22 protein-coding genes, 1 tRNA gene and 1 riboswitch are annotated in these 18,695 nt (G+C 69.1%); of the genes, 10 read left to right on the top strand and 13 right to left on the bottom strand.

The window, feature by feature from the left end:
* Nucleotides 1–67 precede the first annotated feature (67 nt).
* From purD to C7H75_RS04090, 6 genes are all read right to left on the bottom strand, one after another.
* A complete protein-coding gene (purD, locus tag C7H75_RS04115) occupies nt 68–1,321 on the bottom strand; it encodes a phosphoribosylamine--glycine ligase (RefSeq protein WP_005515468.1) in 1,254 nt (417 codons plus the stop codon).
* Nucleotides 1,322–1,371: 50 nt separating this feature from the next.
* Nucleotides 1,372–2,238 carry an ectoine hydroxylase gene (gene thpD / locus C7H75_RS04110; protein WP_084956442.1) on the bottom strand — a complete coding sequence of 289 codons (867 nt, stop codon included), beginning with the start codon at nt 2,236–2,238 and terminating at the stop codon, nt 1,372–1,374.
* A gap of 115 nt (nt 2,239–2,353) precedes the next feature.
* The gene (locus C7H75_RS04105) at nt 2,354–2,596 is read right to left on the bottom strand and encodes a DUF2630 family protein (protein ID WP_005515470.1); all 243 of its coding nucleotides are present in this window, start codon (nt 2,594–2,596) and stop codon (nt 2,354–2,356) included.
* 47 nt (nt 2,597–2,643) lie between these two features.
* On the bottom strand, nt 2,644–4,644 hold the full coding sequence (locus C7H75_RS04100; protein WP_106850967.1) for a glycosyltransferase family 39 protein: 2,001 nt from the start codon (nt 4,642–4,644) through the stop codon (nt 2,644–2,646).
* Nucleotides 4,641–5,879 (bottom strand): bifunctional glycosyltransferase family 2/GtrA family protein, encoded by a 1,239-nt coding sequence (locus tag C7H75_RS04095; protein ID WP_106850966.1) that lies wholly within the window; start codon nt 5,877–5,879, stop codon nt 4,641–4,643. The genes C7H75_RS04100 and C7H75_RS04095 overlap by 4 nt, the downstream gene beginning before the upstream one ends.
* 131 nt (nt 5,880–6,010) lie before the next feature.
* Nucleotides 6,011–6,673 (bottom strand): YdcF family protein, encoded by a 663-nt coding sequence (locus tag C7H75_RS04090; RefSeq protein WP_005515473.1) that lies wholly within the window; start codon nt 6,671–6,673, stop codon nt 6,011–6,013.
* Nucleotides 6,674–6,853: 180 nt separating this feature from the next.
* On the opposite strand from C7H75_RS04090, the gene C7H75_RS04085 reads away from it, so the two are divergent.
* On the top strand, nt 6,854–7,279 hold the full coding sequence (locus tag C7H75_RS04085) for an HIT family protein (RefSeq protein ID WP_106851979.1): 426 nt from the start codon (nt 6,854–6,856) through the stop codon (nt 7,277–7,279).
* Between the two features lie 4 nt (nt 7,280–7,283).
* Here C7H75_RS04085 and C7H75_RS04080 read toward each other — a convergent pair whose 3' ends face one another.
* Nucleotides 7,284–8,678 (bottom strand): sensor histidine kinase, encoded by a 1,395-nt coding sequence (locus C7H75_RS04080; protein ID WP_106850965.1) that lies wholly within the window; start codon nt 8,676–8,678, stop codon nt 7,284–7,286.
* Nucleotides 8,679–8,686: 8 nt separating this feature from the next.
* Entirely contained in the window at nt 8,687–9,385 is a 699-nt protein-coding gene (locus C7H75_RS04075) for a response regulator transcription factor (protein WP_022594159.1), read from the bottom strand.
* Nucleotides 9,386–9,512: 127 nt separating this feature from the next.
* Nucleotides 9,513–9,574, top strand: a riboswitch (guanidine-III (ykkC-III) riboswitch).
* 15 nt (nt 9,575–9,589) lie between these two features.
* On the opposite strand from C7H75_RS04075, the gene C7H75_RS04070 reads away from it, so the two are divergent.
* Together C7H75_RS04070 and C7H75_RS04065 are read left to right on the top strand one after the other, a co-directional pair.
* Nucleotides 9,590–9,904 (top strand): DMT family transporter, encoded by a 315-nt coding sequence (locus tag C7H75_RS04070; protein ID WP_005515478.1) that lies wholly within the window; start codon nt 9,590–9,592, stop codon nt 9,902–9,904.
* Nucleotides 9,905–10,007: 103 nt separating this feature from the next.
* Nucleotides 10,008–10,853, top strand: a complete 846-nt coding sequence (locus C7H75_RS04065) for an ABC transporter (protein ID WP_106850964.1) — start codon at nt 10,008–10,010, stop codon at nt 10,851–10,853.
* Here the strand turns inward: C7H75_RS04065 and C7H75_RS04060 are convergent.
* On the bottom strand, nt 10,824–11,540 hold the full coding sequence (locus C7H75_RS04060; RefSeq protein WP_084865803.1) for a dienelactone hydrolase family protein: 717 nt from the start codon (nt 11,538–11,540) through the stop codon (nt 10,824–10,826). The two genes, C7H75_RS04065 and C7H75_RS04060, sit on opposite strands and share 30 nt — an antisense overlap.
* A gap of 236 nt (nt 11,541–11,776) precedes the next feature.
* Here C7H75_RS04060 and C7H75_RS26285 point away from each other — a divergent pair, with 236 nt between their 5' ends.
* Nucleotides 11,777–11,908 (top strand): hypothetical protein, encoded by a 132-nt coding sequence (locus C7H75_RS26285; protein ID WP_005515482.1) that lies wholly within the window; start codon nt 11,777–11,779, stop codon nt 11,906–11,908.
* 14 nt (nt 11,909–11,922) lie between these two features.
* On the opposite strand, the gene C7H75_RS04055 is transcribed toward C7H75_RS26285, so the two are convergent.
* Entirely contained in the window at nt 11,923–12,513 is a 591-nt protein-coding gene (locus tag C7H75_RS04055; RefSeq protein WP_005515483.1) for a helix-turn-helix domain-containing protein, read from the bottom strand.
* Nucleotides 12,514–12,568: 55 nt separating this feature from the next.
* On the opposite strand from C7H75_RS04055, the gene C7H75_RS04050 reads away from it, so the two are divergent.
* The 4 genes from C7H75_RS04050 (at nt 12,569) to C7H75_RS04035 (ending at nt 14,946) form a co-directional block, all read left to right on the top strand.
* Nucleotides 12,569–13,582, top strand: coding sequence for an NAD(P)/FAD-dependent oxidoreductase (locus C7H75_RS04050; RefSeq protein WP_106850963.1), 1,014 nt, complete (start codon nt 12,569–12,571; stop codon nt 13,580–13,582).
* Complete coding sequence (locus tag C7H75_RS04045) at nt 13,579–14,217, top strand: class I SAM-dependent methyltransferase (protein WP_081121564.1); 639 nt, start codon at nt 13,579–13,581, stop codon at nt 14,215–14,217. The genes C7H75_RS04050 and C7H75_RS04045 overlap by 4 nt, the downstream gene beginning before the upstream one ends.
* A 125-nt stretch (nt 14,218–14,342) precedes the next feature.
* Nucleotides 14,343–14,528, top strand: coding sequence for a hypothetical protein (locus C7H75_RS04040; RefSeq protein ID WP_005515486.1), 186 nt, complete (start codon nt 14,343–14,345; stop codon nt 14,526–14,528).
* A gap of 232 nt (nt 14,529–14,760) precedes the next feature.
* Nucleotides 14,761–14,946 (top strand): hypothetical protein, encoded by a 186-nt coding sequence (locus C7H75_RS04035; RefSeq protein WP_013414902.1) that lies wholly within the window; start codon nt 14,761–14,763, stop codon nt 14,944–14,946.
* 70 nt (nt 14,947–15,016) lie between these two features.
* On the opposite strand, the gene C7H75_RS04030 is transcribed toward C7H75_RS04035, so the two are convergent.
* A tRNA-Thr gene (locus tag C7H75_RS04030) sits at nt 15,017–15,088 on the bottom strand.
* 83 nt (nt 15,089–15,171) lie between these two features.
* Here C7H75_RS04030 and C7H75_RS04025 point away from each other — a divergent pair.
* Both C7H75_RS04025 and C7H75_RS04020 read left to right on the top strand, forming a co-directional pair.
* Nucleotides 15,172–15,552: a hypothetical protein gene (locus C7H75_RS04025; protein WP_005515489.1), complete on the top strand. Its 381-nt coding sequence runs from the start codon at nt 15,172–15,174 to the stop codon at nt 15,550–15,552.
* Nucleotide 15,553: 1 nt separating this feature from the next.
* Nucleotides 15,554–17,008 carry a threonine/serine exporter family protein gene (locus tag C7H75_RS04020; protein WP_081183476.1) on the top strand — a complete coding sequence of 485 codons (1,455 nt, stop codon included), beginning with the start codon at nt 15,554–15,556 and terminating at the stop codon, nt 17,006–17,008.
* Nucleotides 17,009–17,022: 14 nt separating this feature from the next.
* Here the strand turns inward: C7H75_RS04020 and C7H75_RS04015 are convergent, their stop codons facing one another.
* Both C7H75_RS04015 and C7H75_RS04010 read right to left on the bottom strand, forming a co-directional pair.
* Nucleotides 17,023–17,256 (bottom strand): MbtH family protein, encoded by a 234-nt coding sequence (locus tag C7H75_RS04015; protein ID WP_005515491.1) that lies wholly within the window; start codon nt 17,254–17,256, stop codon nt 17,023–17,025.
* The gene (locus tag C7H75_RS04010) at nt 17,253–18,608 is read right to left on the bottom strand and encodes a lysine N(6)-hydroxylase/L-ornithine N(5)-oxygenase family protein (RefSeq protein WP_106850962.1); all 1,356 of its coding nucleotides are present in this window, start codon (nt 18,606–18,608) and stop codon (nt 17,253–17,255) included. Before C7H75_RS04010 ends, C7H75_RS04015 begins: the two co-directional genes overlap by 4 nt.
* Nucleotides 18,609–18,695: the final 87 nt, after the last annotated feature.

The following is an 18,695-nucleotide window of genomic DNA, read 5'->3' as shown; positions in this document are numbered from 1 at the left end:
GCTCTGCAAAACGGCGACGCCGCGCCCCCGGTCGGAGGCGCGGCGTCACGAAGAGTGGAGCGGCAGGTCAGATGGAGATCCGGCCCTCGACCGCGGCCAGACCGATGTCGCTGCGGAAGTGTCCGCCCGGCAACTTCACCTCGGCCAGACGCGCGTACGCGTCCTCGCGGGCCTCGGTCAGGTCGGCGCCGATGCCGACGACGCTCAGCACCCGGCCGCCGGCCGAGACGACGGTGCCGTCCTCGCGGGCGGCGGTGCCGGCGTGCAGGACCTGGTCGGCGTCGGATCCGGTGATGACGTCCCCGGTGCGCGGGGTGGCCGGGTAGTTCTCGGCGGCCAGGACAACGGTCACGGCCGCGCCGTCGCGCCACTGCAGCGGCGGGACCGACGCGAGGGTGCCGGTCGCGGCGGCGTTCAGCACCTCGCCGAGCGGCGACTCGAGCAGCGCCAGGACGGCCTGTGTCTCCGGGTCGCCGAAGCGGCAGTTGAACTCGACGACCGCGGGGCCGCTCTTGCCCATCGCCAGACCCGCGTACAGCAGACCGGTGAAGGGGCAGCCACGCTTGGCCATCTCGACCGCGACGGGCTTGACGACCTCGTCGACGATCTGGGTGACGGCGTCGGCCGGCAGCCACGGCAGCGGCGTGTAGGCGCCCATGCCGCCGGTGTTGGGCCCGGTGTCCCCGTCGCCGACGCGCTTGTGGTCCTGCGCGGGCAGCAGCGGGACCACGGTCTCGCCGTCGACCAGGCAGAACAGGGACACCTCGGGGCCGTCGAGGAACGACTCGAGCAGAACCGGGTGGCCGATCTCGAGGCACTCGGCGGCATGGTCGCGGGCGGCGCTGCGATCGGTGGTGACCACGACGCCCTTACCGGCGGCCAGTCCGTCGTCCTTGACGACCCAATTGGGGCCGAAACGGTCGAGCGCGGCATCGAGGTCGGCCGGGTTGTCGACGACCTCGGCGTGCGCGGTGCGCACGCCGGCGGCGGCCATGACGTCCTTGGCGAACGCCTTGGAGCCCTCGATGCGGGCGGCCTCGGCGGACGGGCCGAAGCACGCGATACCCGCGGCACGGACGGCGTCGGCGACACCCAGGACCAGCGGCACCTCGGGGCCGATGACGACCAGGTCGGCGGCCTGCGACTTCGCGAGATCGACGACGGCGTCGCCGGACGCGACGTCGACCGCATAGGTCTCGGCGATGCGAGCGATGCCGGCGTTGCCGGGGGCACACATCAGCTTGTCGACGCCCGGGTCACGGGCGAGGGCCAACAGGAGGGCATGTTCACGGGCTCCGGAGCCGATCACGAGTACGCGCACGGGTGTCAGCCTACGGGCCGAACCTCGACGCCTCGACCACCCCTACCTCGTCACTCCGGTCGCCTGGCCAGGAACGAGGGACGCGGCGCCGACCCAGAGAAGGGCGCCTGCACCACGTTCTCGACGCTGTTGAACACCACGAACACGTTCGCGCGCGGCATCGGGGAGATGTTGCCGCCCGACGCGTGGAGTGCGTTGCAGTCGAACATCGTCATCGACCCCGCGCCCCCGGTCAGCACCTCGATCCCGTGCCGCTGCCACATGTCGGTGATGACCTCCTCCGACGGCACGCCGACACCGGGCGTCGTGGTGACCAGCGATTCCCGGTAGAAGTCGTCCGGTGTGGCTCCGGCACACTGCACGAAGTACCGCTGCGTGCCGGGCATGATCATCAGCGGCCCGTTGTACGACGTGTTCTCGGTGAGGGCGATCGACGCGCTCACCGCTCGCGGGCGCGGCATGCCGTCCTCCGCGTGCCAGGTCTCGAAGTCCGAGTGCCAGTAGAACGCGCCGCCCTGGAACCCCGGCTTGTAGTTGAGCCGACTCTGATGGATGTAGACGTCCGAGCCGAGGATCTCGCGCGCGATGTCGTAGGCACCGGACGATTCGACGACGCGGCGCACCGCGTCGCTCAGTTCGAGGATCTCGAAGATCGAGCGCACCGCGTCGGAGCCGGCCTCGCGGACGATGCGTTCGTCGTCGCGCAGCGCCGGGTCGCGCTGGATCCGGTCGATCTCCGTCAGACAGATCGCGACGTCGTCCTCGTCGATCACCGCCTCCCGCTGGAGGAATCCCCGTCGGTCGAAATCCGCGTACTCCGGAGTGTCCGGTCGCCCCCAGAACACCGGGTCCGGGCGGTCGATCACTCGGGGCCGACCCGAAACCCGGGTCGTGTACACGTCTTCCACCAATGTCATATGGCAATCACCACCAACCTGTTCACTTCTCACTCTGTCGCGGTAAGCACCCGCCGCATCGATCACATACCACGACGGCGCACCGGATTTCCTGGTGCGCAGCCGCTTTCACCGACTACTGGCGGTAGGACTCCACCTCGTCCACGGGACGCGGAGCGGCCTGCTCCACGTCCTCACCGAATTCGGCACGCGCACGACGCTGCCGCAGCAGGTCCCAGCACTGGTCGAGCCGTTGTTCCAGAAAGGTCAAACGGGCGCCGTCGTCTTCCGACAGCCCCTGACCCTCGGCCCGCGAACGCAATTCTCGTTCCTCACGGACCAGTTCGTCGATGTTGTCGATGATGTCGTGTTCGGTCATGTTGCGCCTCCCACCTCAGGGTAAACCGGATGGGCGAACCTGTCCGGTCACTGCGTGAGGTCGTAGAGGACGACCCCGTCGACGGTCGTCGGCGCGAAGTTGGCCTGCACCCATTCGGAGATCGCCGCCGCCGTGCCCTCGCCGCCGCGGCCGCCCATACCCCCGGCGAGGAAGTAGTGGATCCGCCCGTCCGCGACGAACTGCTGGAACTGCTCGAGCGTCGGCGACGGGTCGCTGCCGTTGAACCCACCGATCGGCATCACCGGGCGCTCGGTCGCCAACTGGTAGCCCGCTGCGCTGTTGGAACCGATCGCCGCAGCCACCCAGGTGTAGTCGTCCGCTCGCTCCCGCAGCAGGGCTGTGAGTTCGTCGCCGGGTTCGCCGGCGTCCAGCAGGCCGCCACCCGCGCCGCCGAATCCGCCGGGCACTACCGGCATCTCGAACGCGCCCTCACCGTTCCCCCGGCCACCGGGTGTCGGAACGCCTTTCCGCTGCTCCCCCGGACCCGGCATGCCGCCCGGACCGCCGCGACCCATCTCGCCCTCGACGCGCGGCCCGGCCGACGGGATCGATCCGGTATGGGCCGTGCCGATCGTGTTCACCGCGTATGCGGCCGGCCCGGCGAGACCCGTGAAGAGCGTCGCCGCGATCACGACGACGACGCCCCGCGTCCGCAGATCGCGCGGCACCACCATCGAGAAGGCCGCGACGGCGCCGACCACCACGACCGCCCACCGCAGCCACGGGACGAAGTCAGGGCTGCGCGCCAGCAGGATCCACGCCGTCGACGCCGTGACGGCGATCGCCGCGAAGGCGACGATCCGAACCCACCACCGGCGCCGGCCGCGCCACAGCGTCACCGCCCCCGCGCCGACGAGCGCCGCGACCGCCGGTGCCAGCGCGACGGTGTAGTACGCGTGGAAGATGCCGGCCATGAAGCTGAACACCAGGCCGGTGACGACGAGCCAGGATCCCCACACCACGAACGAGGCACGCCGGGGGTCGGTTCGCGGAGCCCGCCCACACAGCCCGATCCCGGCCACGAGCAGGACCAGTGCCGCCGGCAGCAGCCACGCGATCTGACCACCCTGCGCCGGCTCGAACAACCGCGTGATCCCCGTGCTCCCCCACATGCCGCCGCCCGCAGCGCCGCCGGGCACGGTGTCGCCACCGGGGAACCCGCCGCGCGGCCCGCCACCCCCGACGCTGCCCCGCTCGTTGCCGCTCAGCCGCCCGAAGCCGTTGTAGCCCAATGTCAGTTCCAGGATCGAGTTGTTCTGCGAGCCGCCGATCCACGGTCGCGAATCGGCCGGCCACAGCTCGACGGTGAGCAGCCACCATCCGGCCGAGACGATCAGCCCGCCGAGAGCCGCGAACAACTGCAGGACCCGCTTGCCGAGCCTCGGTGGCCCGGCGATCAGGTATGTCAGCGCCAACGGCGGCACGACGAGCATCACCTGCAACAGCTTGGTGAGGAACCCGAACCCGACGAACACGCCGGTGAGCACCATCCACCGGGTGCGCCCGTCCTCGACGCCGCGCAACGTCGCCCACACCGCCGCGATCATCAGCAGCACCAACAGCGCATCGGGATTGTCGAACCGGAACATCAACACGGCCACCGGTGTCAGCGCCAGCACCAGGCCGGCGAGCAGGCCCGCCGCGGCTCCGAAGTACCGGCGCACAGTCCCCCACAGCAACGCCACCGACGCGACACCGATCAGCACCTGCGGAACCAGGATGCTCCACGAGTTCAGCCCGAACACCCGCACCGACAACTCCATCACCCACAGCGATGCGGGTGGCTTGTCGACGGTGATCGAGTTCGCGGCGTCCGACGAGCCGAAGAAGAACGCCTTCCACGACACCGATCCCGCCTGCACCGCCGCCGAATAGAAGGCGTTGGCCCATCCGGAGGCGCCGAGGTTCCACAGGTAGGCGACGGCGGTGCCGACGAGCAGCGCAGCCAGCGCCCAGTACTCGCGGGGGCGTTTCGGCGCAGCGGCCGGCTCCGGCGCCGCCACCGGCCGATCGATCGTGACGCTCACCGGGTCACTCCTTTCGCTGCGCCGTCCCGGAAGACCCAGCGCAGTCCGACGAAACGGGACAGTGTGGCAACGAGATTCGCCACGACGAGAACGACGAGTTCGAGGTGTGGGGAGGCGCCCGGCGTGAGCCGGTGCAGAGCGGCCAGGGAGCCACTGGTGATCGCGAGTCCGAAGGCGAACACGACCAGACCCTGCAGTTGGTGCCGCGCAGCGCCACGACGCCCCCGGACCCCGAAGGTGAAGGCCCGGTTGGCCGCGGTGTTCGCGACCGCGGTGACGAGCAGTGCGAGGGCGTTGGCCCACTGCGCCCCGACCGACTCCTGGAACGCGAGATACAGCAGGGCATAGGCCACGGTGCTGGCAACGCCGACGACCGCGAACCGCGCCAGTTGGCCCAGCATCGCCGGCTCCGACCCCGCGGCGAGTTCACGCCGGCCGAGACTGTCCCGTAACGCGGCGAGCGGCAGCGCACCGGTCACCAGCGCGCGCCCCACCCGCACCACGCCGCGCAGGTCCGCGAGGGCGGTCGCCGCGATGTCGACGCGGCTGTCGGGGTCGTCGACCCAGTCGACGGGTACCTCGTGAATGCGCAGGCCGGCACGCTCGGCCAGGACGAGTAGTTCGGTGTCGAAGAACCAGTCGCCGTCCTCGACGAGCGGTAGCAGCGTCTGGGCCACGTCGGCACGGACAGCCTTGAATCCACACTGCGCGTCCGAGAACCGGGCATGCAGCGCGCCCTTCAGGATCAAGTTGTAACTGCGGGAGATGAACTCGCGCTTCGGCCCGCGCACCACCCGGGACGACCGGGCCAGCCGGGACCCGATCGCGACGTCCGAGTGCCCCGACAACAGCGGCGCGACGAGCGGCATCAGCGCGTCCAGGCCGGTGGACAGGTCCACGTCCATGTAGACCAGAACCCGCGCGTCCGAGCGGCCCCACGCCGTTCGCAGCGCGCGCCCGCGCCCCTTCTCGTCGAGATGCAGCACCCGCACGTCGGGGAACTCGGCCGCCAACGCCTGCGCAATGGGCAGAGTGCGATCACTACTGGCGTTGTCCGCGATGGTGATCCGCGCGGTGTACGGCACTTCGGAGGCGAGATAGCCGCGAAGTCGGCGCACACATCCTTCGAGCGCCGCCTGCTCGTTGTACACGGGTACGACGATGTCGAGCGCGGGCGCCGTGGTGATCACCGTGGACGGCTGCACACCCGCCGAGGGCCGGGATTCGATCGTCATGTCCCTCAGGGTGCGGAGCGCGCCTGCGGTCCGGCTGCAACGGAGCTGTGAGCTTCCTGGTAACCCTCGGGTCGGGCACTCCGGATGTCGTACTGGCTACCAAAAACCGTACATACGAATCCTTTCGGACATCAGAAGGGTGCGACCACCCCCGCGATCGGGATACGTCCCGCCACCGCGACCCGGAAGTCCACCATCGCCCGCTGTAGGTGATCGGGGCTGGTGACGACCACCGCACCACTCGCGGCGCGGCCGGCGAGGATCCGGTTCGTGTTGACGGCGTTCTCGACGGTCGAGCGTGAGGTGTTCTCCTCGGTGATCCGGAACGCCGGGATACCGTTCGCGACGAGCCATTGCCGCATCGCCTGTGCCTCGGTGACCCCGGACTGCGGGACGCCGCCGGTGACGATTATCGGCGACAACGGAAAACGTTGCGCCAGTGCGAGTGCGGCCTGGAGACGGGACACCAGCAGTGGGCGCATCGTCCCGTCCGCGTACAGACCGGCACCGAGCACCACGATGTTGGTGGTGAGCGGGTTGAAGGCCAGCATCACGGGGACCTGCGTGGTCAGGGTCTCCATCCGGGTGCACGCGACGATGCGGTCCCGATCCGGGCTCTGGCACCCGCCCGCGACGGACAGCGCCCCGTTGACCAGGGTCGTGACCGACAGCGCGTCGACGACGTCGAGCGACGATTCGGCGGCGGCCTGGCCGGGCAGCGCGATCGCGGCAGCCGCCGCGGCGATCAGGGCGGGAACGATGAGGCGACGGGGACGTAACGAATGTGGCGACACAGCACTCCTCGGTATCGGATCCCCCGACCGAATGTGGAAGTCGCGTATCAGTGTGACCCGCATCACGAGATCGCGTGTGTCGTTCCGTGATACTGCGGGGTCACGACGCGTGTCGCGGTTCGGCGGACGCGCCCCGTGGGCGGAGTACCGGTGGTCGTCGCCGCCACCTATCCTCGCGGTATGCCTTCTGTGTTCAGCGCCATCATCGCCGGAGACCTGCCGGGCCGCTTCGTGTGGGAAGACGAGGACGTCGTCGCGTTCCTCACGATTGCCCCGGTTACGCAGGGCCACACCCTGATCGTGCCGCGCAAGGAGGTGGACCAGTGGCAGGACGTCGACGACGAGCTGTTCGACAAGTGCACCGCGGTGTCCCGCAAGGTGGCCCGCGCCGTCCGTCAGGCGTTCGACGCGCCGCGCGCGGGTTTCCTGATCGCGGGTCTCGAGGTGCCGCACCTGCACATGCACGTGTTCCCCGCCTACAGCATGGGCAACTTCGACATCAGCGGCGCGGACCCCAACCCGTCCCCGGAGTCGATGGACGAGGCGGCCGCCAAGATCAAGTCGGCCCTGCGTGAACTGGGCCACGGCGAGCACGTGTCCGCCTGACCTGTCACCCTCTCGGCAGACGCACCCGGAAGGTCGCCCCGTTCCCGGGTGCGCTGTCGACGTCGACCGTCCCGCCGTGTGCGGCGACGATCGCCGCGACGATCGACAGTCCGAGTCCGCTGCCGCCGCTCGTCCGTGTGCGCGACGCGTCGGCGCGGTAGAACCGCTCGAACACCCGGGCCGCGTCGCCCTCCGCCAGTCCGGGCCCGGTGTCGGCCACCTCGACGACCGCGTCCGCGCCGTCGGTGCCCACCCGCACCGTGACATCGGCCTCCGCCGGGGTGTGATCGAGGGCGTTCCCCACCAGGTTGCCGACCACCTGCCGCAGCCGGGCGTCGTCGCCCAGCACCTCGGCGGGCGCCGAACCGGGCAGTACTTCCAACATGATTCGCCGCTGCGGGGAGCGGGCCCGCGCATCGTGCACGGCGTCCGCCGCGACCGCGAGCAGATCCACGGCGTGCCGTTCGAACGGCCGCTGCGCATCCATACGCGCCAGCAGCAGCAGGTCCTCGACGAGTAGTCCCATCCGCTGCGCTTGATCCTCGATCCGGCTCATCACCATCTCGGGGTCCGGCGCCGCTCCCTGCCGGTACAGCTCCGCGAATCCGCGGATGGTGGCGAGCGGAGTCCGCAGTTCGTGACTGGCATCGGCGACGAAGCGGCGCATGCGCTCCTCGGACCGGCGCGCCGACTCCTCCGATGCCGCGGTCGCGGCGAACGCGGTCTGGATCTGCGCGAGCATCCCGTTGAGCGCGGACGACAGACGTCCCACCTCGGTGCGCTGATCCCACTCGGGAACCCGGCGATGCAGATCTCCGGCCGCGATGTCGGCGGCGATCTCTTCCACCTCCCGCAGCGGACGCAGGCTGCGCCGCACCACGAAGTACGTGGCGAACCCGAGCGCGACGAGCACCACCGCGCCGATCCCGATCTGCAGAACCACCAGGCGCTCGACGGTCGCGTCGATGTCGGTGAGCTTCACCGCCACGGTCGTCGTACCCGAAGGCGTCGCCACCGTCAGCTCGCGCCACCGGATGTCCTCGCCACCCACCGATCCCACCGTCACCGGACCTGGATCGTCGCTGATTTCCGGTGTGGCATTGGTGCTCTCGTCGTTGACCTCGAGCCGCACGGTGCCGTCGGGTTCGGTGGTCCGGACATAGAACGCACTCGGTGGCCGGCTCGGCCCCGGCGCGGACACCGGCGGCAGAGGCCACGGATCACGCGGCTTCGCCCACCCGTGCGCGGCGTCGAACAGTTGCCGGTCGGTGCGTTCGATCAGCGAGGACTGCATCGCCGACGTCACGGCGACACCGGACGCCAGCAGCCCGGCCGCCGCCAGCAGCAGCAGCGCCACGACCAGGGTGACCCGCAGCGGCAATGCGCGCAGACGACTCATCCGTCCGCCTACCGCGGTTCGCGCATCACGTAGCCGACACCGCGCAACGTGTGGATCAGCCGCGGTTCGGTGGTGTCGATCTTGCGGCGCAGGTACGACACGTAGGACTCGACGACACCCACCTCTCCGCCGAAGTCGTAGTTCCACACGTGGTCGAGGATGCGCGGCTTGCTCAGCACGGTGCCGGCGTTGACCATGAAGTAGCGGAGCAGCGTGAACTCGGTGGGCGACAACGACACCGGCTCCCCCGCCTTCCACACCTCGCGGGTGTCGTCGTCCAACTCGAGATCGGCGAAGGTGACGCGGGCCGATTGCTTGTCGTCGGAGTGCCCGGCGCGGCGCAGGATCACGCGCAGCCGGGTCACCACCTCCTCGAGGCTGAACGGCTTCGTGACGTAGTCGTCGGCGCCGATCGTCAGCCCGGTCACCTTGTCCTCCACGGCGTCCCTGGCGGTGAGGAACAGGACGGGTGCGTCGACGCCGTCGGCGCGCAGTCGGCGCAGCATCCCGAACCCGTCCATGCCGGGCATCATCACGTCGAGGATCAGCGCGTCGGGCCGGAAGGCGCGCGCCTTGTCGAGGCCCTCGGCGCCGTTCGTCGCCGTCTCCACCTCGAAGCCCTGGAAGCGAAGACTCACGGACAGCAATTCGACGAGTGAAGGCTCGTCGTCGACGATCAGCACCCGGACCTGCGGCGTTTCACTCACTCCACCAGAATCCCCGATCCACCTGGTCACCGGCTGGACGTTCCCTGGGAGATTCCTGTGAATGGCCCCGAGACACGGTGAGACCGGCCACCACCGGCGGCATCGGTCGGCGAATTCGGTACCCTGGTACCAGTCAGGACGACACCCGGACGAGCACACCGTACCCGGCCAGCGACAAGACGGTGTTGGGAGAGTTGAACCGTCATGGCGTGGATCGTGCTCGTGATTTCCGGTGTGCTCGAAGCCGTCTGGGCGACCGCCCTCGGCAAGTCCGCAGGCTTCAGCCGCCTCACCCCTTCGCTCGTGTTCGGCGTGGGTCTGGTGCTCAGCATGGCCGGGCTGGCGTACGCGATGCGCACCCTGCCGACCGGCACGTCCTATGCGATCTGGGTGGGCATCGGCGCCTCCCTCACCGTCGCGTATGCGATGCTCACCGGCGCCGAGAGCACCTCGATCGTCAAGATCCTACTCATCCTCGGCATCGTCGGCTGCGTGATCGGGCTGAAGGTTCTGCACTAGGCGCTTCGCGCCCGTGCGCCTTTTTGGTAGCCGGGATAGCCGAAAAGGCGCACGGGTGGCGTAGCCGCCTGTTTGACTGTGTGGCGCAGGTTACAGTTATCGAATGAACCTGGTGTCAGCGATCATGTTCCCGGTCCGGGCCGGTCTCGCCGTCACGGACGCGGCACTCGGGGTGGCCGAGACGGCCCTGGCCACGACGCGGCTGGCACTGTCGAGCACCACCGTCACGAGCGTCGGTGCCGCGACTCTGACCAATTCGCATGGGCCACTGCAACTGGTGCAGCAGGTGGCCGCGCTCGCGTCCGACGACAGACCGTTGGGACAGGCGCTGCAGCCCGGCGGGCCGCTCGATCGGCTGCTCGCACCCGGCGGCGTCGTGGACCGCCTCACCTCCGACGGCGGCACCCTCGAGCGGCTGTTCGAGCCCGGCGGGGCGATCGAGCGGGTGCTCGCCCCCGGCGGCCCGTTGGAGCGGGTGTTGGCCGAGGACGGCCCGGTGGATCGGATCCTGTCGCAGGACGGCCCGCTCGAACGTCTGCTCGCGCCGGGCGGGCTGCTCGACCGCCTCACCGCCGAGGACGGCCCGCTCGAGCGTCTCACCGCCGAGGACGGCGCGGTCGAACGGTTGACCAAGAAGGACGGCATCGTCGACAAGGCCCTGGCCGAGAACGGCATCCTCGACACGCTGCTTGCCGAGGACGGCGCCTTCGAGCGTCTGATCGCGGAGGGCGGTCCGCTCGACCAGATCGTCGCGCTGTCCGAGACGCTCACCGCCCTCGCCCCGAACCTGCAGCGGATGAGTGCGAGCATCGACTTGTTGCAGGAGACCGTCGGCGTGCTCAGCGCCGCCGTCGGACCGCTCGGTGATCTGGCCGGACGCCTGCCGGGCCGCTGGCTCAAGAGTGGACGGGGCCCGGACCTACCCCTCGGCCCCGCCGGACAGGTGTGAACCGAAGAACCCGAACACCCGACGCCAGGCGTCCTGCGAGGTCGCGTCGTCGTAGCCCATCCCCGTGACGCGCAGCAGTTGTCCGGTGTAGCGGCCGGTCGCGAGGCGGTTGGCGAAACTGTGCCCGACGCCGGGATAGGTCTGCACGTCGTGTTCGACGCCGAGGCGGGTCAGTGCGGAGTCGAGCTTGCGGCCGGCGCCCCGCAGCATCGGGTCCCGTGCGCCGTAGCTTCCGACGATCGGGCACGACCCGCCGAGCGCCTCCTCGATGTCGCGCGGCAACGGCCCGTAGAACGGCGCCGCCGCGTCGAATCCCTCCGGGGCCAGCACGAGGGCGAATCCGCCGCCCATGCAGAAACCGATGACGCCCACCCGGCCGGTGCAGTCGGGGCGGGCCACCAGCAGGTCGCGGGCGGACAGCAGATCGTCGACGGCCCGGCCGCGGCGCCGGATCAGATCTCGGAACGTCCCGACCACGCACCGGGTGCGTCCGCCACGGGTGTACAGGTCCGGCGTCAGCGTCAGATACCCGTGTGCGGCGACCCGAGCGGTGATGTCGCGGATGTCGCGCCCGATACCGAGCGCATCGTGGACCACCACGACGCCGGGCCACGGGCCGGTTCCGTCCGGTGTCTCGAGGACCGCGTCGATCGGGCCCTGGCCGGTCGGAACACTCACCATCGACATGCTCGAAGACTAGGACCTTTCGTCCCTGTCCCACCCGCCATCGGTAACGATTCGACAGCCTTTCGAGCCCGTTCATTCCGGTTGGGTAACCAAGTCGCCGACGACCGCCCGGGCAGGGTTTTCGTGGCTAGCCTGACGTTGGCGCCGATGTTCCGCGACGGATGCGGCACCGCCGGATATCCAGCGCCGCAGGCGCCGGACGGCCCCAGTACCTGAAAGGGCACGGAAGCAGTCGAATGAACACCATCTCCAACACTCGCCAGACCACCGCGAACGGAATCCGCACCGGATCCATCAGCACCGAAGAGATCAAGTCGCGCATCGCGGCAATGTTCGGAGACGCCCCCGCCGCCCACCAGGAGAAGTGAGGCCGGCCCCTCGTTCAGTCCCGCGCCGGGCGCGCGCGTATATGGGCGCGTTCGCCCTGGCGGCCGAACAACCCCAGGAATTCGACCGGCTCCTCGTCCGCCGACCCGAACCAATGCGGTACGCGAGTGTCGAACTCCGCCGCCTCACCCGGCAGCATCACGATGTCACGTTCCCCGAGGACGAGTCGCAGCTTGCCGTTGAGGACGTAGAGCCACTCGTACCCCTCGTGCACCCGTAGGTCCGGTACCTGCGGGCCGCGTGCCCCGGGGATCACGTGCTTGTACGCCTGAATGCCGCCGGGCCGGCGGGTGAGCGGCACGATCGTCTTTCCGCCCCGCGTGATCGGTTTCAGGTGAATTCGCGGGTCGCCGGTCTCCGGCGCCCCCACCAGTTCGTCGAGTGGCACGCCGTACGCCCTCGCCAGCGGCAACAGCAGTTCCAGATTCGGTTTCCGCTGGCCGGCCTCCAGCCGCGACAGCGTGCTCACCGAGATCCCCGTGTCGGCCGCGAGGTCGGACAGCGTCGTGCCTCGCTGCTGGCGCAGCGCCCGCAGCCGCGGACCCACCGCGTCGAGGATTCGATCCATGTCGTCTGCGTCGTCCATCACCCCAGCTTGCCACTTCGGCAACAAAGGTTGCGGGTTTCGCGACGCCGTCGGCATGGTGGTCACCGAACGAACGACGGGGAGGATCAAGGTGAGCGAACAACTTTCCAACCGGTACGACGTCGTGGTGGTCGGTGGCGGCGCCGCGGGTCTCGAGGGTGCGCTGATGCTCGCGCGCTCGCGACGGTCCGTGCTGGTGATCGACGCCGGCGAGCCGCGCAATGCGCCGGCCGAAGGCGTCCACGGATTCCTGTCCCGGGACGGCATCGCGCCCGCGGACCTGACCCGCCTCGGGGCCGACGAGGTCCGGCGCTACGGCGGCGAGATCGCCGACGGGGCCGTCTCCGACATCCGACGCGTCGACGACGGCTTCTCGCTGGTACTCGCGGACGGCCGCAGCGTCGACGCCCGGCGCGTGCTGGTGACGACCGGCCTCACCGACGAACTGCCGGACGTCCCCGGAGTGCGCGAGCGGTGGGGACGCGACGTCCTGCACTGCCCGTACTGCCACGGCTGGGAGATCAACGACGAACCGGTCGGCGTCCTCGGAACGGGACCGATGAGCGTGCACCAGGCGCTCATGTTCCGACAGTGGACCGACGACGTGACGCTGTTCCTGCACACCGCCCCGCAGCCGACCGACGACGAGCGCGAGCAACTGGCGGCCCGCGGGATCCGAATCGTCACCGGCCGGGTCGCCGAGCTGGTGATCGACGACGACCGCCTCGCGGGGGTACGCCTCGACGACGGCACGGTCGTGGACCGCCGAGCACTGGTGGTGGCGCCGCGGTTCGTCGCCCGCGTCGACGCGCTGACCTCGCTGGGCGTCGAGACCGAACTCGAACCGATGAGCGGTGGGCGGTTCGTACCGTCCGACTGGTCGGGGCTGACGAAGGTGCCCGGACTGTGGGTCGCCGGCAACGTCACCGACGTCAAGGCGCAGGTGCTGGCGGCCGCCGCCGGCGCCGCGACGGCCGCCGTCGCCATCAACAACGACCTCATCGCCGAAGACACCGCACGCGCCGTGGCGGAACGCCGCGCGCAGAACGAGAAGGGACCCCAGAGATGACCGATCTGCCCGAGGTACTGGACCAGGAGTTCTGGAACGAGCGCTACCGCTCGAGCCACCGTCTGTGGAGCGGCAACCCCAACGCGAACCTCGTGAACGAGGCGTCGGAACTGACGCCCGGCACGGCACTCGACGTGGGCTGCGGCGAGGGCGCCGACGCCATCTGGCTGGCCCGCCGTGGCTGGACGGTGCACGGCATCGACCTGTCGAGCGTCGCGATCGAGCGGGCCGCCGAGCACGCTGCCGAAGCCGGCGACGGCATCGCCGACCGGGTGACGTGGGAGGCCGCCGACCTACTCGAATGGGACCCGGGCACCACGCGGTACGACCTGGTGACGTCGCAGTACGTGCACCTTCCGTCGGGCGAGCGGGAGGTCCTCTACACCCGCCTCGCCGAACTGGTCGCCCCCGGCGGCACGCTGCTGATCGTCGGCCATCACCCGTCGGATCTGGAGTCCGGCGTCCCGCGCCCGCCCCGGCCGGAGCTGTTCTTCACGCCCGACGAGGTCGTGGCATTGCTCGACCCACAGAAGTGGACGGTGGACACGGCCGAGTCGGTTTCACGCACCGTCACCCACGACGACCACGAGATGACCATCCACGACAGCGTGGTCCGCGCCCGCCGCACCGCCTGACCCCGCCACCAGGTAGCCGCCGGGACCAACACAGGTAGTCGAACAGGTAGTTTTCACGTGGCCCGCGTACCCCTCGGAGAGAGAACCTGGAGTAGTCACATCGGCACTACTTCGAGGAGCAGACCATGTTGCGCCGCGGACGCAAGACGCTCGTCTCGCTCGACAGCGGGGACTGGTGCCTCGGCCGCATCGTCGGAAAGCGTCGCTGCGAATCCGGCGTCCGAGTCCAACTCCTCGAGCACGACGCGGACGGGAAGGTGCCGACCTTCACCGTCGCCGCCGCGAACGGCGGCAACGGCTTCGCCCTCTGAGGTCGGGCCGAAACTCGCTGCCTGACAACAGTCTCGGAACACGACGTCGACCCTCTCGCCCGAATTCGGGGCGGGAGGGTCGACGCTGTTGCGCCGTCCGCTGCGGTGCGGGCCGGGGCCCCCACGCCGAACACAGGTAGTCGAACGGGTAATTCTGACGTGGTCTGCGTACCCCGTGCGAGAGAACCTGGAGTAGTCACACCGGCACGACTTACTTCGGAGGAGAACGACCATGATGCGGCGCGGACGTAAGACCCTGATTTCGCTCGACAGCGGAAACTGGTGCTTCGGCCGCATCGTCGGAAAGCGTCGCTGCGAATCGGGCGTCCGCGTCCAACTGCTGAAGCACGACGCCGATGAGAAGGTCCCGACGTTCACCGTGGCGGCCGCGAACAGTGGTGACGGCTTCGCGCTCTGAACGCGAGTACGGCCATTGCGCGGCGAAAAAATCCCCTCACCGGTGAACGGCGAGGGGATTCGTTTTTCGGAGCCCCCTGTCAGGATTGAACTGACGACCGCTCGCTTACAAGGCGAGTGCTCTACCACTGAGCTAAGGAGGCAGTGGAGCGCGCCCATCATATCCATAGCCCACAGTGGTGCGCGTAACCGTGCCGCCGCCGTCCGCTTTCGTTAGCGTTGTCTCATGCGTATCTCGGAGATCGCCACGATCCTCGCGTGGCACGACGCTCTCAACTCGTCCGACATCGACACGCTGCTGGCGGTCTCGAGCGACGACATCGAACTGGCCGGTTCGGAAGGGGCCGCGCAGGGCCTCACCGCTCTACGCGAGTGGGCCACGACGGCCGCCCCTACACTGGTTCCCGGCCGGATGTTCATGCACGACGGCGTCGTCGTCGTCGAGGAACAGGCCACCTGGTCGTCCGAGCCGGACGTGACCAAATCCGTCGCCACCGCTTTCCGCGTGGTTCACGACCAGGTGACTGCCGTCTTCCGGCACGACACTCTCGAAGAGGCACTGGAGGCCACCGATCTCAGCGAGAAGGATCTCGTCACCGACGTCTGACATGCGCAGGTTCGCAGCATCGCTCGGCAGTCTCGTCAAGGACCGCCGGGCGACGGCCGACGCGGTCACCGCCGCGCCGACCCCGCTGCAGCCGATCGATCTCACCGACGACGCGCGGGTCGCCGAAGTTCTCGACCTCGCGGTCCGCGTCGGTGAGGTGCTGCTGGCGTCCGGCACGTCGGCGATCGACACCGCGACGCAGGTGAAGTTCATCGCCGCGACGTACGGACTGGCGCAGTGCGACGTGGACGTCACGTACAACTCGATCGTCGTGTCGGCGCATCGTGGCCCGTTGATTCCGCCGGCGAGCACGATGCGGATCGTGCACTACCGGTCGATGGACTTCACGCGTCTCGCGGCCGCCGACCGGCTCACCCGCCGGATCCGGCTCGAGGCGATCACCCCGGCGCAGGCGCACGCCGCGCTCGACGCGATCGTCTCCGCGCCGCACCCCTACAACCGGTGGATCGCCACCCTCGGCTGGGCAGGCCTGGCGGCTGCGGTCGCGGTGCTGCTCGGCGGTGGGCCGCTGATCATCGCGGTCTCGTTCTTCACCACCGTCGTGATCGACCGCGTCAATCGGGTGCTCAACCGCTTCGGGTTGCCGTACTTCTTCCAGCAGATGATGGGCGGCCTGATCGCGGCCGCGCCGGCGACAGCGCTCTACATGGTCCAGGACCAATTGGGTGTGACGATCCGGCCGTCCCAGATCATCGCGGCCGGTGTCGTCGTGCTGCTGTCCGGGTTGTCGCTGGTGGGCTCCGTGCAGGACGCGATCACCGGCGCCCCCATCACCGCGGCCGCCAGATTCTTCGAGGTGGTGATGATGACCGGCGGCATCATCGCCGGTGTCGCGTTGTCGCTGCGGGTCGCCTCGGCACTGGGCGCGGACCTTCCGGTCATCAGCAACGAGGCGCAACCCGATCTGACGCAGCTGCCCCTGAAGGTGATCGCGGGCGCGCTGGCGTCGATGTTCTACGCGCTCGCGTGCTACGCCGAGCGGCGCGCGCTCACCGCCGCCGGGCTGGGCGGTGCCGCGGGTCTGCTGTTCTTCGTGCTCGCCCAGAGCCTGGGCATCGGACCGGTGATCTCGTCGGCGATCGCCGCGACCGTGATCGGTTTCGCGGGTGGTCTGATGGCGCGCCGCGCGCTGACCCCGCCGCTGGTCGTGGCCGTCGCGGGCATCACGCCGCTGTTGCCGGGCCTGTCCCTGTACCGGGGCCTGTACGCGATGTTGAACAACGACGTGATCATCGGGCTGACGGCACTGTTGGCCGCGTTCGGTATCGGCTGCGCGTTGGCCGCCGGTGTCACCCTGGGCGAATGGGGCGCGCGGACGCTGCGCCGCCCGCCGCGAATGCGCCGAAACACGACGCTGCGCCGCCCGAGATTCGGACGGCGCAGCGTGGTGATGAGCAATTCTGGGGCCGGCTCCGTCACTCCGAAAGTGAGTTAGTCGGCCCGGAAAGCTTATTCTGCGGCGTTCTTCTGGTCCTGCTCCATGGCCTCACGCAGACTCTTCGGCCGCATGTCGGTCCAATTCTTCTCGACGTATTCCACGCATGCCTGGCGCGAATCCTCACCGAAAACGATCCTCCAGCCCTGCGGGACCTCGGAGAACGTAGGCCACAGGGAGTGCTGGTCCTCATCGTTGACCAGCACGTAGAAGCGGCCGTCTTCGTCGTCGAACGGATTGGTGCTCATCTAACCTCGCTTGTCGCGTACGGGTTGTCTGCAGTCAGCCTAGCAAGGTGACCGCTGATATCTCGGTGAGCGAGAATCGAATCGAGAATCTCTCCTGCGCGCACCGCGACATTGGACAGCAGGGACGCCGTCAGTCCGTGAGTCTTCTCGGTACCACCCTGCAGGTAGATCCCCCCACGGACGCCCGGACCCGCCTCCAGTCGGTAGTCGCGGCCCACCCCACGATCGTTACCGATGTGGGGCAGCGAGTCGCCGAAGAGCGAGTCGAGCGGAGTCGGGACAAATCCGGTAGCCAGGACCAATGCGTCACACATGAGCGTGTCGGTGAGCCCGTCGAGCGCGCTGTACACCGACACTTCGATGCCGTCGTCGCTCTCGCTGACGCCGCTGATCTCCGACGCCCGCCGCATGAACAGCCGCCGCTCGCCGCGCACCCGCTCCTGGTACTCGGTGGCGTACAGCTCGTTGATCAGTTCGATGTCGACACACGAATAGTTGGTGCTGCGGTGCAGTTCGAGCAGACGTGCGCGTTCCGCGGCGGGTGCGGCGTGCAGTTCGTCCACTGTGCCCGGATCGAAGATGCGGTTGGCGTACGGGCTGTCGTCGGCGGGGCTGAATCCGAACCGCGAGAAGACGCTGTGCACCTCGGCCCGCGGGTACTTGGCGTGCAGGTACTGCACCACCTCGGCCGCGCTCTGGCCGGCGCCGAGCACCGCGAAGCGCTGATGCTCCGGCTCCGGCATCTCGGCGAGGCGGAACAGGAACTGATGGTTGTGGAAGCACCGCGACGACGGAGTCGCCCACTCGGGCAGGCGTTCCCGCAGTCCGGCACCGACCACGACATTCCGGGCACGTACGGTGCGACCGTCCGCGAGCACGACCTCGAAGCTCTCGACGGCACCGCCTTCGTCGACCCCCTCCACCGAGGCGACCGTGGTGCCGTAGTCGACATCGGCGTCGACCTTTGCGGCCGCCCACTGCAGATAGTCCTGGAACTCCACCCGGGTGGGGAAGAAGGTCTGGTGGTTGACGAAATCGACGAGGCGGCCGCGCTCGTGCAGGTAGGAGAAGAAGGTGTAGCCACTACGGGGGTTCCGGAACGTGACCAGGTCCTTGGGGAAGGCGATCTGCATGGTCGCGCCGTCGAGCACCATGCCCTGATGCCAGCCGAACGCCTGCTGCTTCTCGAAGAAGCGGGCACGGACCCGGTCGGCCGGCGCACAGTCGGCGTTGTGCTCCTCGATCGCGATCGCGAGCGCGAGGTTCGACGGCCCGAACCCGATCCCGATCAGGTCGAGCGTCTCCTCCGGCCCGAGCGAGTTCTCGCTCGCCGTCCGCTGACTTTCAGTCATCGCTCATGTCCGTCCTCGTGGCACCGACCCGGAACGGGTCCCGCAGTGTTTCGTTGCCGAAGATAGCAAAGGCTAACCTTCTTCGGG

This window comes from Rhodococcus (subgen. Prescottella) equi (genome assembly GCF_003013675.1).
Lineage (GTDB): Bacteria > Actinomycetota > Actinomycetes > Mycobacteriales > Mycobacteriaceae > Prescottella > Prescottella equi.
The sequence above is the reverse complement of the archived record's forward strand: the minus strand, read 5'-3'. Positions and strand labels throughout refer to the sequence as shown.

Excerpts from the sequence above, each read along its gene's own strand:
- thpD (WP_084956442.1), bottom strand. The coding sequence starts at position 2,238 with ATGACATTGGTGGAAGACGTGTACACGACCCGGGTTTCGGGTCGGCCC.
- C7H75_RS04105 (WP_005515470.1), bottom strand. The coding sequence starts at position 2,596 with ATGACCGAACACGACATCATCGACAACATCGACGAACTGGTCCGTGAG.
- C7H75_RS04095 (WP_106850966.1), bottom strand. The coding sequence starts at position 5,879 with ATGACGATCGAATCCCGGCCCTCGGCGGGTGTGCAGCCGTCCACGGTG.
- C7H75_RS04085 (WP_106851979.1), top strand. The coding sequence starts at position 6,854 with ATGCCTTCTGTGTTCAGCGCCATCATCGCCGGAGACCTGCCGGGCCGC.
- C7H75_RS04080 (WP_106850965.1), bottom strand. The coding sequence starts at position 8,678 with ATGAGTCGTCTGCGCGCATTGCCGCTGCGGGTCACCCTGGTCGTGGCG.
- C7H75_RS04070 (WP_005515478.1), top strand. The coding sequence starts at position 9,590 with ATGGCGTGGATCGTGCTCGTGATTTCCGGTGTGCTCGAAGCCGTCTGG.
- C7H75_RS04065 (WP_106850964.1), top strand. The coding sequence starts at position 10,008 with ATGAACCTGGTGTCAGCGATCATGTTCCCGGTCCGGGCCGGTCTCGCC.
- C7H75_RS04060 (WP_084865803.1), bottom strand. The coding sequence starts at position 11,540 with ATGTCGATGGTGAGTGTTCCGACCGGCCAGGGCCCGATCGACGCGGTC.
- C7H75_RS26285 (WP_005515482.1), top strand. The coding sequence starts at position 11,777 with ATGAACACCATCTCCAACACTCGCCAGACCACCGCGAACGGAATCCGC.
- C7H75_RS04055 (WP_005515483.1), bottom strand. The coding sequence starts at position 12,513 with ATGGACGACGCAGACGACATGGATCGAATCCTCGACGCGGTGGGTCCG.
- C7H75_RS04050 (WP_106850963.1), top strand. The coding sequence starts at position 12,569 with ATGGTGGTCACCGAACGAACGACGGGGAGGATCAAGGTGAGCGAACAA.
- C7H75_RS04045 (WP_081121564.1), top strand. The coding sequence starts at position 13,579 with ATGACCGATCTGCCCGAGGTACTGGACCAGGAGTTCTGGAACGAGCGC.
- C7H75_RS04040 (WP_005515486.1), top strand. The coding sequence starts at position 14,343 with ATGTTGCGCCGCGGACGCAAGACGCTCGTCTCGCTCGACAGCGGGGAC.
- C7H75_RS04035 (WP_013414902.1), top strand. The coding sequence starts at position 14,761 with ATGATGCGGCGCGGACGTAAGACCCTGATTTCGCTCGACAGCGGAAAC.
- C7H75_RS04025 (WP_005515489.1), top strand. The coding sequence starts at position 15,172 with ATGCGTATCTCGGAGATCGCCACGATCCTCGCGTGGCACGACGCTCTC.
- C7H75_RS04020 (WP_081183476.1), top strand. The coding sequence starts at position 15,554 with ATGCGCAGGTTCGCAGCATCGCTCGGCAGTCTCGTCAAGGACCGCCGG.
- C7H75_RS04015 (WP_005515491.1), bottom strand. The coding sequence starts at position 17,256 with ATGAGCACCAATCCGTTCGACGACGAAGACGGCCGCTTCTACGTGCTG.
- C7H75_RS04010 (WP_106850962.1), bottom strand. The coding sequence starts at position 18,608 with ATGACTGAAAGTCAGCGGACGGCGAGCGAGAACTCGCTCGGGCCGGAG.